This window comes from Nannocystis punicea (assembly GCF_026965555.1).
Lineage (GTDB): Bacteria > Myxococcota_A > Polyangia > Nannocystales > Nannocystaceae > Nannocystis > Nannocystis punicea.
The window spans coordinates 1873072-1885504 of record NZ_CP114040.1 but is presented as its reverse complement, the minus strand read 5'-3'; the positions used below and the strand labels follow the sequence as shown (position 1 = coordinate 1885504).

At 71.7% G+C, this 12433-nt stretch carries 10 protein-coding genes; 3 read left to right on the top strand and 7 right to left on the bottom strand.

Translation table 11 applies throughout. The annotated features are described in order from the left end of the window. Positions 1 to 18: 18 nt before the first annotated feature. Both O0S08_RS07345 and O0S08_RS07340 read right to left on the bottom strand, forming a co-directional pair. Positions 19 to 1887: an ABC transporter ATP-binding protein gene (locus tag O0S08_RS07345; protein ID WP_269038306.1), complete on the bottom strand. Its 1869-nt coding sequence runs from the start codon at positions 1885 to 1887 to the stop codon at positions 19 to 21. Positions 1888 to 1947: 60 nt separating this feature from the next. Continuing rightward, on the bottom strand, positions 1948 to 2925 hold the full coding sequence (locus tag O0S08_RS07340; protein WP_269038305.1) for a hypothetical protein: 978 nt from the start codon (positions 2923 to 2925) through the stop codon (positions 1948 to 1950). A gap of 783 nt (positions 2926 to 3708) precedes the next feature. Here O0S08_RS07340 and O0S08_RS07335 point away from each other — a divergent pair. After that, positions 3709 to 3852, top strand: a complete 144-nt coding sequence (locus O0S08_RS07335) for a hypothetical protein (RefSeq protein WP_267710210.1) — start codon at positions 3709 to 3711, stop codon at positions 3850 to 3852. A gap of 507 nt (positions 3853 to 4359) precedes the next feature. Here the strand turns inward: O0S08_RS07335 and O0S08_RS07330 are convergent. Continuing rightward, complete coding sequence (locus O0S08_RS07330; RefSeq protein WP_269038304.1) at positions 4360 to 5508, bottom strand: NAD(P)/FAD-dependent oxidoreductase; 1149 nt, start codon at positions 5506 to 5508, stop codon at positions 4360 to 4362. 157 nt (positions 5509 to 5665) lie between these two features. Continuing rightward, positions 5666 to 6634, bottom strand: coding sequence for a serine/threonine-protein kinase (locus O0S08_RS07325; RefSeq protein WP_269038303.1), 969 nt, complete (start codon positions 6632 to 6634; stop codon positions 5666 to 5668). Positions 6635 to 6723: 89 nt separating this feature from the next. Between O0S08_RS07325 and O0S08_RS07320 the strand changes: the two genes are divergently transcribed. Next, entirely contained in the window at positions 6724 to 8082 is a 1359-nt protein-coding gene (locus O0S08_RS07320; protein ID WP_269038302.1) for an FHA and sigma-54 interaction domain-containing protein, read from the top strand. A gap of 78 nt (positions 8083 to 8160) precedes the next feature. Here the strand turns inward: O0S08_RS07320 and O0S08_RS07315 are convergent, their stop codons facing one another. Together O0S08_RS07315 and O0S08_RS07310 are read right to left on the bottom strand one after the other, a co-directional pair. After that, positions 8161 to 8922 (bottom strand): PP2C family protein-serine/threonine phosphatase, encoded by a 762-nt coding sequence (locus O0S08_RS07315; RefSeq protein WP_269038301.1) that lies wholly within the window; start codon positions 8920 to 8922, stop codon positions 8161 to 8163. 116 nt (positions 8923 to 9038) lie between these two features. Beyond that, on the bottom strand, positions 9039 to 9713 hold the full coding sequence (locus O0S08_RS07310; protein ID WP_269038300.1) for a hypothetical protein: 675 nt from the start codon (positions 9711 to 9713) through the stop codon (positions 9039 to 9041). Positions 9714 to 9814: 101 nt separating this feature from the next. Here O0S08_RS07310 and O0S08_RS07305 point away from each other — a divergent pair, with 101 nt between their 5' ends. Beyond that, positions 9815 to 10882: a hypothetical protein gene (locus tag O0S08_RS07305; RefSeq protein WP_269038299.1), complete on the top strand. Its 1068-nt coding sequence runs from the start codon at positions 9815 to 9817 to the stop codon at positions 10880 to 10882. Positions 10883 to 10933: 51 nt separating this feature from the next. Here the strand turns inward: O0S08_RS07305 and O0S08_RS07300 are convergent, their stop codons facing one another. Continuing rightward, positions 10934 to 12397: an alpha/beta fold hydrolase gene (locus tag O0S08_RS07300; protein WP_269038298.1), complete on the bottom strand. Its 1464-nt coding sequence runs from the start codon at positions 12395 to 12397 to the stop codon at positions 10934 to 10936. Positions 12398 to 12433 lie beyond the last annotated feature (36 nt).

The window sequence follows — 12433 nt, the reverse complement described above, 5'->3', positions numbered from 1 at the left end:
CAGGGCTCCGGCCAGGCGCTACGGCCCGCCCGGGACCTCGCCGGGGCTGTCCGCGGCGGCGGCGGCCTGGCGGGCGACCAGCCTTGCGTAGACGCCGCCCCGCGCCAGGAGCTCGGCGTGGCGCCCGGTCTCGGCGATCCGGCCGTGGTCGAGGACGACGATCCGGTCGGCGTCGCGGATCGTGCTGAGGCGGTGGGCGATGACCAGGGTGGTGCGCCCGCGCTGCAGCACCTCGAGCGCGCCCTGGACCAGGTGCTCGCTCTCGGCGTCGAGCGCCGAGGTCGCCTCGTCGAGGATCAGCACCTTGGGGTCGCGCAGCAGCGCGCGCGCGATCGACACCCGCTGCCGCTGACCGCCGGACAACTTGACCCCGCGCTCGCCGACCACGGTGTCGTAGCCGAGAGGGAACTCGCGGATGAACCCGTCGGCGTTGGCCGCCCGCGCCGCCGCCTCGATCTCCGCGTCGGTGGCGTCGAGCCGGCCGTAGCGGATGTTGTCGCGGATGGTGCCGCTGAACAGCACCGGGTCCTGCGAGACCATCGCCATCGCCCCGCGCAGATCCTCGAGCCGCAGCGCCCGCAGGTCGTGGCCGTCGAGCAGGATCGCCCCCGCGGTCGGGTCCCAGAAGCGCAGCACCAGCCGGCCCAGGGTCGTCTTGCCCGAGCCCGACGAGCCGACCAGAGCGCACACCTCACCTGGCCGAATGTGCAGGTCGATGTCGCGGACGACGGCGACGTCGCGGTCGCCGTAGGTGAAGGACACGCCGACGAAGCGGATCTCGCCGGCCACCGCGGGGCTCTGCACCGGCGCAGGCGGATCGGCGATCTCGGGCGGGGTGTCGAGGATCTCGAAGATCCGCGCGGTCGCGCCGAACGTCGACTGCAGCCCGCCGAGCAGCTCCGCCAGCGCGCCGACCGAGCCGGCCACCATCAGCGTGTAGAAGATGAAGCTGGTCAGCTCCGCGGCCGTGATCTCGCCCTCGATGACCATGCTGCCGCCGAGCCAGAACAGGCCGGCGATCGCGGCGAAGGCGAAGAAGCTGATCACCGCCGCGAACCAGCTGCGGGCGATCGCCCGCTGGATGAACAGGCCGAAGGTCGTCTCGATCGCCCCGCCGTAGCGCCGGACCTCGAAGTCCTCGCGCGTGAACGCCTGCACCGTCTCGATCGCCGCCAGCCCCTCCTGCAGCGCCCCGCTCGCGGTCGCCAGCTCGTCCTGGGCCTTGCGGCTGATCTCGCGGATGATCCGGCTCCAATAGTTGGCGGCGATCATCAACGCCGGCACCACCGCCAGCATCGCCGCCGTCAGCTTCCAGTTCATGTAGAAGAGCACCGCGATCCCGCCGGCCAGCGTCAGCACGTTGCGCAGGAAGATGCTGAGGTCCTGGCCGACGGTGCTCTGCAGACGCGTGACGTCGTCAGACAGGCGCGACAGCAATTCGCCGGTGCGCGTGCGGTGGAAGAAGTTCTGCGGCATGACCGCCAGGTGGCGGTACAGCCCGACCCGCAGGTCCGCGACGACCCGCTCGCCGAGCCAGGTCATCAGGTAGTGGCGGAAGAACACGAACACCGCCTGCGCCAGGAACACCACCAGCAGCAGCACGGTGTTGTCGCCGAGCTCGCGGTAGGCCGCCTCGGTGTCGGCCGCGGCCGCGTTGGTGAACGCCGCCTCGGCCAGCGCCCCGAAGTAGTACGGGTACACGAGCCCGAGCCCCGAGGCGATCACGAGGCACACCAGCGCGGCGACGAGCCGCCCCGTGTACGGGCGCGTGTACGAGAAGACCCGTCGAAGGCGCTCGACGGGCTTGATGCGGTGTTCGGGGGCGGGCTCGCGCCCGTCGCCCGCGGGCGGCTGGAGCACGAGCGGGGGGCGCGGCGGCTGGGCCATGGACGGCCCGAGCCTAACACGTCGCGCGCGGGCTCCTGACGCCCGCGCGCGGGCCGCCGGTCACTTGCGCAGGCGCAGCTTGCCGGTGAGGCCGGTCAGCGTGATCTCGAGGCCACCCATGGTGGTCTGCATGAAGACGACGTGGTTGCCGTTGGCGAAGTCCATGGTGATCTGCTCGCCGCCCTCGGCGACGGTGACGTTCCCGGCCGGGAACGAGCCCGGCACGTCCACCAGCGGCGACTCGCCCGGCATCGCCAGCCCCTCGTTCGACGACTCCTGCACGTCGATGATGCCGTTGACGATGATGTTGTGGACCATGTCCATCATGCCGGTGATCGTCCCGCTGTTGTGGTCGTCGACGGTGAACGGGAAGCCGACCGCGAACGGGTCGGGCCCGGTGATCACGAGGCTCTTGATCACCAGCTTGACATTGACGATGAGCGGGATGTCGCACTCGAGCTGCGGCGTGTCGGCGATGTTGACGGTGGCCGCGTAGACCTTGCCCGTGCCCTCGTCGTCGAGCGTCACCTCGACCTGGCCGCCGGTCACGACCATGTTGACCGGGAACTGGCACATGGCGATGAGCTGCTTGGCGGTCGCGTTGGTGGCCAGCGTGTTGAACTCGGGCGGCGTGCCGTCGGCGATGGTGAACGTCAGCGGCGCGTCGCACACGTTGCCGACGCTGTTGCCGTCGAAGTCGAGCTGGTTCGGGTTGGCGTCGCAGCGACAGTTGTCGTCCTTGTTGGCGATCGTGTCGCCGTCCTCGTCGGCGTCGTCCGCCGGCGCCGCGCAGTCGCCCGGCATCACCCCCGTGGTCGTGCTCGTCGTCGGGTTGGTGGTCTCCGGCTCCCCCGTGGTCGTCGTCGTCGTCGTTTCGTCCGTCGTCGTCGTCGTCGTCGTCGGGTTGTCCGTCGTCGTCGTCGAGCTCGTCGGCTCGGTCGACGTCGGCGTGTCCGTCGTGCTCGTCGACGACTCAGTCGCCGAGGTGTTGCCGTCGTCGCCGCACGCGGCCCCGACGAGGATCAACGAGGAAAGCAAGGAGGTATGCAGGCGGGAGAGCATTCCTGCCTTTTATCACAAGCCCGTCGCGCGCGAAATTTCTCCAGGGTCCGCCCGGTCCGCGGCAAAACGCTGCGCAGGCCGGCCCTGGCCGATGCTGCCGCTGGACCGCACCCGGCAGCCGATCGCGGCCCCTAGACCCGTGCCTTCGGCCACTTTGCCTGGAGACGGCGATCGGCGCGGTTCTGCGAGCAGACGTCCGGCAATTCCGGTGCAACAGGGACGCGGCGAGGGGGGTACCTCGGGTGCGTCCGACCGTCGACCTTCGCGGGCTCGGGTCGAGCGTTCGCCGCGAGTGCCTCGACGACCCACGGTGAGCGGTCGCCGATCTCCCTGAGCCGGTCGACGCCGGGTCGCCTCGATCGAGGCCGCGAGCGTGCACGGCTGAGCGCGCGACCTCGCCGACGACGCCCGTCGCGCCGGTCGAGCGTCACCGCGTCGCCCGCGTGTCGGATGGCGACGATGGCGTGCCGAGGTGTCGCGCGGTTCGTACGGCGACTTACATTCGCGACGGGTCGCCAGCGGCCTCGCTTCCTCGCGCGGGGAGCGAACTGAAGCGCCTCCAGCGGCGCTTCCGCCGGCGCTGCGGGCGTTCCCGAATTTGTGGTTCTTGGCGCCCTGGCCACGACCGATGCGGTCGCCAGCAACTCGAGTAGCCACCTCTCCTGCCGCTCGTCACAACACATGTAATTTCGAAACGTTGCCGGTCGCGAAACCTGGCACATGCTTCGCTAGTCGAAGAGTCAAGTAAGGAGCCCTGTCATGGACGCACTCGCTTTTATCGCCCTCTTCGGCCTCATCCTCCCCGCGGTCGCGGCCGCGACCACCGAGGTCCGCGACCGGATCGAGAGCAACCGGCTCCACCGCGAGGTGCTGCGCACCTTCGCGGTCGCGAAGTCCGAGTGAGGCCGAAGAATCTTCCCACCCGCACGGGCGGCGTTCGTCCCCCCCTTGTTCGCCCCCGTGCATAAACCGACGCCCGCGCGCCACCCGGCTCGCGGGCGTCGCCCTTTCTCCACCACGCGCCGCGCCTTGTCCCTCGAGCGGCGCGCATCGTGACACTCCGGCGCTCGCGCCCCGCATGCCTCGCGGATGTCGCTTTGTCTCGCAGGCGCGCAGCCGAGTGACACTCCCGACGCGGCGCCCGCACGTCTCGCGGATGTCGCCTTGTCCCGCACGCGCGCCTCCGAGTGACACTTCCGACGTCCGCCCCGCATGCCTCGCGGATGTCGCCTTGTCCTGCACGCGTACCGCCGAGTGACACTTCCGACGCCCGCATGGCTCGAGTCGTTCCTCACTCGCCGCGCATCGTGACACTCCCGACGCGCGGCCTCTCTTCATCCTCCACCGCGCCTCGTGACACTGCGACGCCCGCGCGCCGTCGGGCTCGCGGGCATCCCTTTCCTGCTCGCGTCAGCTGGCCTGGCGCGCCGCCACCTCGCGGCGGTTGTCGCCCAGCACCGTCGAGATCGTGCGATCGATCCACGCGCCCACCGGGCTGTGGACCAGGCGATCGGCCATCCGCCGCACTTGCGGGATCTGCACCCCGCGGGCGAGCGCCTCGCCGGCCCAGAACTTGGGCAGCATCGACGCCGCCAGGCGGGTCCGGTAGCTCGCGCTCGCCAGCATCGACAGCCCGCGCTCGTGCTGGAAGTGGCGCGTGATCACCTCGGCCGCGATGCAGCCGCTCTCGAGCGCGAAGCCGATGCCCTCGACCGTGCCTGGAGAGACCAGGCGGGCCGCCTCGCCGACCCACATCGCGTGCGCCTCGGCGATCGGGCCGACGCGGTTGGTGATCACGGCCGGGTGTCCCATCCACTTGCCGACTTGCTCCGCGTCGCGGAGGCCGTCGCCCCAGTGCTCGTCGAGCAGCTCCTGGAACAGCGCCTTGAGGCGGCCGGCCTCGGGCGCGGTCTCGGGGATCGTCAGGCCGATGTTCACCACGTCGCCGGGTTCGGGGAACATCCACGCGTAATACCCGGAGAGCCGGCGGTCCCACACCATGTGCGCAGTGCGGCCGTTCCACGGCGTCCCGCGCCACCAGCCCATGATCGTGCGGATCGTCGTCTTCGGCTGTTCGTCGCGTGAGAACCGCGACGGCGAGCCGTCGGCGCAGATCACCAGGTCGGCCTCGATGTCGCCGGCCTCGGTCTTGACCCCGCGGACCTCGCCGCCCGGGTCGCGCAGCAGCTCGAGCACCTTCGTACCCTCGCGCAGCTCGGCGCCGTGCTCCGTCGCCGCGCGCACGATCCCGTGGTCGAGCTCGACGCGGGGCACCACCCACGCCTCGATCCCCGCGTGCAGGCTCTGCTCCCCGCCCTCGGGGCCGCGCACCAGCATCGTGTCGATCACCCCGTGTTGCGGCGCGAACCGCTGCCGCAGCCCGAGCTTCACCAGCACGTCGAGCGCGTGCGGCGACAGCCCGCTGCCGCACACCTTGACGCGCGGGTACTGCGACTTGTCGAGCACGAGCACCTCGAATGCGCCGGTGCGAGCGAGCGACAGAGAACAGGCGCCTCCCGCGGGACCGGCACCTACGACGATGACTCTTGGCTTTCGCATGTGGTTGGACGCTAATCCAATGCAACGCGAGGTGCGAGACCGGTCGCTGCTTTGAATGCGACCGACGTCACGGCAATGCAGCGACGAATGATTGTCAGATCGCCAGGGACCCTGTGCCTCGATCCCCGCCCCGCAATCCGCGATCCTCGCGGGGAGCTCAGCCTTGAGTGTCGAGGCCCACCGTCGGGGGCCCGCCTGTCGGCGCTTCGGGAGTATTGGTCGCTACCAGGGCCTCACGCACCCAACGTCCGACGTCACCTGGACCTACGGGGGGAAGTCCCTGGCGAGCTGCGTGCAGTTGCAAGGAGAGTGCCGTGAGGTCGACGAACCGTTCGGCGGGTGGCTTCGCCATGCTGCGGCGGAGCAGCGCCGGCAACGGGTCCGGCAGCGCCACCAGCTCGGGGTCGTCGGGCAGCGGCATGCGGCGGATGTTCTCCATCGTCGCCAGCGGTCCGGGGCCGTCGAACGGTCGTCGGCCGAGCAGCAGCTCGTGCAGCGTCACCCCGAGGGCGAACTGGTCCGACGCCGCAGTGACGGCCTCGCCGGCGACCTGCTCGGGCGACATGTACGCGAACTTGCCCTTGACCATCCGGCCCCAGGTGATGTCACGCAGCGCCGTCGCCTTGGCGATCCCGAAGTCGGCGAGCTTGATGTCACCTGTCCGTGAGACCAGGATGTTGCCCGGGCTCACGTCGCGGTGCACGAGCCCCAGCGGCCGACCGAGCTCGTCGGTCAGCGCGTGCACGTAGGCCAGCGCGTGCGCCACCTGCTCGGCGAGCCACAGCGCGAGCGGCAGCGGCAGCGGCCGTCGGGCCAGCAGGGCCGCCAGGTCGGCGCCGTCGACGTAGTCCATGACCACGAAATAGGCCCCGTAATGGAGCCCGAGATCGTGCACATGCACCAGGCCCGGGTGGCTGAAGCGCGCGCCGATCTTCGCCTCCGCGATCAGGAGGCGCTCGATCTCCCCGCGGCCGCGGTGCTCCGGGCGCAGCAGCTTGAGCGCCACCTGCTTCTCGAACCCGCTGGCCCCGTAGCGCAGCCCCAGCAGCACCTCGGCCATCCCGCCCTGGCCGATCCGGCGCACCACGCGGTACGGCCCGAGGGTCGCGGGGAGCGGCTCGTTCACGAGGAGCCAGACTACGCGATGTCGCGCCCCCTGTCGTCTCCTCGTCTGCCGGCCCGCTCTTCCGCGCCGGAGGCCGCTATGCTGCCCCCGTGAGCTCGACCGTCGCCACAGTCGCCCTCGGCCACCCCGACTTCCCGGGCGCCGGGGCTCGCCCCGCGCGCTGTCAGGTCGTCGTCGTCGAGGGCCCGGACATGGGCCGCGCGGCCGCGATCGCCCGCGCGCCGATCGTCGTCGGCACCGATCCCGCGTGCGACCTGGTCCTGCGCGACCCGCGGGTGTCGCGGAAGCACCTGCGCATCGAGACAGGTCCCGAAGGACAGTTCGTGATCGCCGACCTCGGCAGCAAGAACGGCACCCTCTATCAGGGCGCGGCCGTCGGCAAGCTGACCGTGCCCGCGGGCGGGGTGCTGCGGGTCGGCCACACGACCTTGCGGATCCAGCCGGAGCCGGCGGCGCTGGCGATCGAGCCCAGCCGCAGCCGCCGCTTCGGCGAGTTGGTCGGCGAGAGCCTCGTCATGCGCGAGGTGTTCGCGGTGCTCGAGCTGGCGGCCGCCAGCGACGTCGCCATCCTCCTCGAGGGCGAGACCGGCACCGGCAAGGAGGTCGCAGCGCGGGCGCTCCACGGCGCCAGCGGCCGCGCCCGCGCCCCCTTCGTCGCCCTCGACTGCGGCGCGCTGCCCGAGTCGCTGGTCGAGAGCGAGCTGTTCGGCCACGTCAAGGGCGCCTTCACCGGGGCGATGCAGGCCCGCCGCGGCGCCTTCGCCCGCGCCCACGGCGGCACCCTCTTCCTCGACGAGCTCGACAGCCTCCCGCTGGCACTGCAGCCGCGCCTCCTGCGGGCGCTCGAGGCCCGCACAGTCCGCCCCGTCGGCGGCGACGACGAGGTCGCGGTCGACGTCCGGGTCGTCGCCGCCAGCCAGCGCGATCTGGCCGCCGCAGTGGCCGCGGGCGCGTTCCGGCCCGACCTCTACTACCGCCTCAGCGTCCTCCGCGTCGCCCTCCCGCCGCTGCGCGCCCGTCGCGAGGACCTCGCCGTCACCGCCCGCGCCCTGCTGGCCGCCCGCGGCTTCGAGGCCGACGACATCGACGGCCCCGGCCTCGCGCGCCTGGCCGCCCACGACTGGCCCGGCAACGTCCGTGAGCTGCGCAACACCCTCGACCGCGCCCTCGCCCTCTCCCCCGCCGCCCGTCGCTTCGCCGACCTCCGCCTGGATGTCCCCGGGGACAGCTCGGCCCAGGACGAGCTCACCGTCCGCGCCGACCTCCCCTACGCCGAGGCCAAGCAGCGCCTGCTGCACGCGTTCGAGCGCAGCTACCTGCGCGACCTGCTCGCGCGCAGCGACGGCAACATCTCCGCCGCCGCCCGCACCGCCGAGGTCGACCGCAAGCACCTGCGCACCCTCCTGCGCAAGCACGGCCTCGTGCCCGACGGCGGTGCCGACGATTGAGTGACCTTTAAGACATGCTCGATCGCACATGCTCTCATCGACATGTGCAATCGAACATGCACTTTCGCTCCCCCGCCGTCAATCCATCACCGCGATCACGACCGCAGTGATGTTGTCGCGCGACCCGGCGAGGAACGCCTCGTGGACCAGCCGCTCGCACACCTCCTCGACCGGCCCCGCCGCGAGCAGCCCTGCGATCGCCTCGGGCGTCAGCGGCCCCGTCAGCCCGTCGGTGCACAGCAGCAGGCGGTCGCCGGGCCGCACCTCGACGCGGTGCAGCTCCGGCCGCTCCTCCTCGTGGGGCCCCAGCGCCCGCGTGATCACGTTCGCGTAGCCGAACTCCGCCAGCGGCGGCACCGCCACCCCGCCCTCGCGCAGCTGCTCGTACAGCGAGTGGTCGCGCGTCAGCTGCTCGAGCGCCGGCCCACCTGTCTCTTCGCGCAGGCGGTACACCCGGCTGTCGCCGAGGTGGGCCACGATCGCCGAGCCCCCCAGCAGCGACACCAGCGCGATCGTCGAGCCCATGTCGCGCAGCGTCCCCTGACGGCTCGCGCAGATCCGCCGGTTCGCCAGGCGGATCGCCGCGTCGACCCGGTTCTCCGCCAGGCTCAGCGACGGATCGAGCCCGTAAGGCCAGGTCGCCTCGGCGTCGGCCGCCACGTGCTGGAAGAACTCCGCCAGCGACTCGACCGCCAGCCGGCTCGCCACCTCGCCGCCCGCGTAGCCGCCCATGCCGTCGGCGACCGCGAACACGCCCTCGACCGGATCCAGCAAATAAGCGTCCTCGTTGTGCTTGCGACGACCGACGAACGTGTGCGCACTGGCGATGAAGGCATGCATGCCCTCCCCCTTCCAAGTCGCGCGCCGCGGCCAACCCCGCGACAAGTCATCCCCCCCTGGCGACTCCGCACCCCACCCCGCGCGCCCCTCCCCAGGTCGGGTGGAGACTCGCCACCTCAGCGCGGAGACCGCAGCGCCAGGTCATGCCCCAGCTTGTCGACCAGCGCATCCGCGAGCCCCGGCACGTGCACCTCGGCCCACCCCGCCAGCAGCGCAGTGAATGCCGCCAGCTCCGCCTCGACCGCCTCCAGCGCCGCGCGCAGCCGCTCCGGCGCGACCAGGCGCTCGGTCGAATCCTCATAGCCCAGCGCGATCGCCCCCGACCCCATTCGCGTCACCCGCAGCATCGGGCCATGCCCGCCCCACGGCTCCGGCCCGCCGTCGAGGAATTCGAGCCACTCGCGCCACTGCTCGAGCCCGCCGCAGCACTGGGGCGTCACCACCACCTCCCCGTCGACGCTCACCTCGATCCCCCCGCCGACGATCACCTGCTCGCAGTCGAGGATCCGCCGCACCGCCGCCGCCGCCGACGCCTCGACCTCGTCGTCGTCGGCGCGCCCGTACGCCGCGATCGCCGCCATCACAGTCCCGACCTCGAGTCGATCCAGCGCACCCGTCAGAGCGATCGTGCGGAGGAATTCCCCGCGTCGATACGGGTGGATCGACGTCGACTGCGCCACGAAGTCGGCGCGTCGCTCTTCCGTCGGCGACGCCCCGATCCAGTGCGGCCACGGCCACGCCTGGCTCACCGCGTCCGAGCGCACGACCACCGCGTGACACGCGAATTCCATCGGCCGAGGATAGGCGTTCGCGGACGACCGGTGAAGCCGCCGCCTTGCATGTGACGCCCGCGTCGCGACCACGCCGGCCGTCGATGTTATCCTCGCTCCCCGTGGCTTCCCCTCGCATCGTCCTCGCCGCCGCGTCCCTCGTGATCGCCTGCAACGACGCCGGACCCGCCGGTGCGTCCGCGAGCAGCACCACCGCCGAATCCACCACCACGACCTCGACCGACACCACCACCACCGAGCCCGTCACCACCGGCGCGCCCGTCACCACCGGCGACAGCGACGGCGGCACCACCACCACCGGCGAAGTCACCACCACCGCGCCCTCGACCACCACCGGCGACGACACCACCACCGGCGGCCTCACGCGCTGCCCCGCGGTCGCTCCGCCGGCGCAGGTCAGCATCGTCGCCGACGACCAGATCTACGAGACCTCCGGCCTGGTCGCCAGCCGCACCCAGCCCGACGTGTTCTGGCTGCACAACGACTCCGGCGACGAGCCGCGCTTCTTCGCCATCGACGCCGCCGGCACACGCCTCGGCACCTTCGAGGTCGAGGGCGCGATCGCCATCGACTGGGAGGACATGTCCTCTGGGCCAGGTCCGGACGAGGGCGAATGGTTGTACTTCGGCGACATCGGCGACAACCCCGAGGTGCGACCCAATGTCACCCTCTACCGCGTGCCCGAGCCCGACGCCGCGGCCGCGGCCGGCGCGACCGTCACGGTCACCGGCGTCGAGGCGATCGAGCTCGTCTACCCCGACGAGCCGCACAACGCCGAGACCCTGATGATCGACCCGCAGACCGGCGACCTCGTGATCGTGGCCAAGGGCGACCCGACGCGGATCTTCCGCCTGCCCGGCCCGGTCGCCGCCGGCGGCCCGTACACCCTCGAGGAGGTCGCGCCGATCGACTTCCCGGCCGTCGTCGCCACCGGCGGCGACATCTCGCCCGCCGGCGACTTCATCGCCGTCCGCACCTACGCCCAGGCGTTCCTGTGGCTGCGCCCGCCCGGAGCCACCATCGCCGACGCCTTCGCCGGTACGCCTTGCACGATCCCCCTCGCCCTCGAAACCCAGGGCGAGACCCTCACCGTCGCCCCCGACGCCTCCGGCTATTACACCATGAGCGAGGGCGACGCGGTCCCGCTGTGGTGGTACGCCTTCCAATAGCGACCCGCGAGTGAACGGCATGTCTCATGAGACATGCCCCATGAGACAGCCTCACCGCTTCCGCGGCGGCGGGAAGCCGGGCAGCTCGAAGCGGGGCAATGGCAAGACCACGTCCGTCGGCAGCCCCTCGGTGCGCCCATCTTTTAAAAATTCGTAGACCGCCTGCTTCGCGGCCGGCTCGGTCCTCAGCTGATAAAACGCCCCGTCGTGCCCCGCCCGGTGGACCTGGATCAGGTGGCCGTTGCGGAAGTACGGCAGCAGGCCGAGGGAGTTGTCGATCGGCGTGGAGGTGTCCCAGTCGCCGTGCACGAACACCACCGGGACGTCGCTGACGACCGGCCTGCGGACCTCGTCGCCCATGTCGCGGGTCGGCCAGTCGGGGGCCGAGGCGATGTTCGCCTCGAAGTTCCAGGTCCCGAGCAGCGCCAGCGCCGGGTCGGTGCGCAGCAGGTGCTCGCGCTCCGCGCTCACGCCGAGGCTGCTGTCCACCAGCGGGCCGATCAGGATCGAATCACCCGCCTGCCGCTCTTCGATCGTCTCCCGCGCCCAATCATCATAGTGCTCGTGATACAGCGACAGGATGAAGGCCGGCCAGCGCTCGCCCTCCTGCGTGTGAGACAGCAGCGCCAGCTGCAAGTCTTCCGCGCCCAGCACGACGGGCCGGGCTCGCCCGCCCCCGTCGCGCACCGGCACGCGCACCGGCCCGCGGGCGAATCGCGCCTGCAGGGCCCGCACCGCCGCCATCACGCCTCCGGGTGGCAGGTACGGCTGGAGCCCCGGATCGCGGTCGGCGTCGTGGGCGATCCGCTGCAGCGACGCGAACACGTGCGACGGCATGTCGTAGCCGTTGTCGAGCGGCTCCACCGACGACAGCACCGCGCGCGCGACGATCTGCGGGCGCAGCCGGATCACCGCCAGGCTCCACTGCGAGCCGAAGCTGCCGCCGAACAGGCTGATCTTGTCGTAGCCGAGCGCGCGGCGCAGGTCGTCGACGTCCGCGGCGAACTCGGTGATGTCGTAGCCGGACAGATCCTTGTCGGGGTTGGCCGCCACGGCAGCTCTGGCCCGCGCCCGCATGCCCTCCGCCTCCGCCTGCACCGAAGCGGGCTTGTCCAGCGGCCACGCCTCGCGCCGGCCCATCAGCATCTCGCCGCGCTGCGTGTAGCCGCGCTGCTCGAGCACGACCAGGTCGCCGACGGCGCGCAGGCCGAGCCACGTCCGCAGCTTGCCCATGTCGTTGCCGGCGAACGCCCCGAGCACGCTGAGGCCTGGCCCGCCCGGCAACCAGAACACCGGCGGCGCCCCGGTCGGCGCCGCCGCCTTGATCCGCGCGAAGCCGACGGCGATCAGCCGGCTGTCGGCCTTGCCGCGGCTCTCGGGGACGTACAGCGTCCCGATCTCGTACGGCACCGCGGCCTCGTTCTCGTCGCGGATCGTGCCGTGCTCGACGACGATCTTGCAGACCGCGGATGGAGCGGCAGCGCTCGCCGGCGTGCGGCCCTCGTGCGGACGCACCTCGACGTCTGTTTCCGGACCTACGCGGACAGGCGG

Excerpts from the sequence above, each read along its gene's own strand:
- O0S08_RS07345 (WP_269038306.1), bottom strand. The coding sequence starts at position 1,887 with ATGGCCCAGCCGCCGCGCCCCCCGCTCGTGCTCCAGCCGCCCGCGGGC.
- O0S08_RS07335 (WP_267710210.1), top strand. The coding sequence starts at position 3,709 with ATGGACGCACTCGCTTTTATCGCCCTCTTCGGCCTCATCCTCCCCGCG.
- O0S08_RS07330 (WP_269038304.1), bottom strand. The coding sequence starts at position 5,508 with ATGCGAAAGCCAAGAGTCATCGTCGTAGGTGCCGGTCCCGCGGGAGGC.
- O0S08_RS07315 (WP_269038301.1), bottom strand. The coding sequence starts at position 8,922 with ATGCATGCCTTCATCGCCAGTGCGCACACGTTCGTCGGTCGTCGCAAG.
- O0S08_RS07310 (WP_269038300.1), bottom strand. The coding sequence starts at position 9,713 with ATGGAATTCGCGTGTCACGCGGTGGTCGTGCGCTCGGACGCGGTGAGC.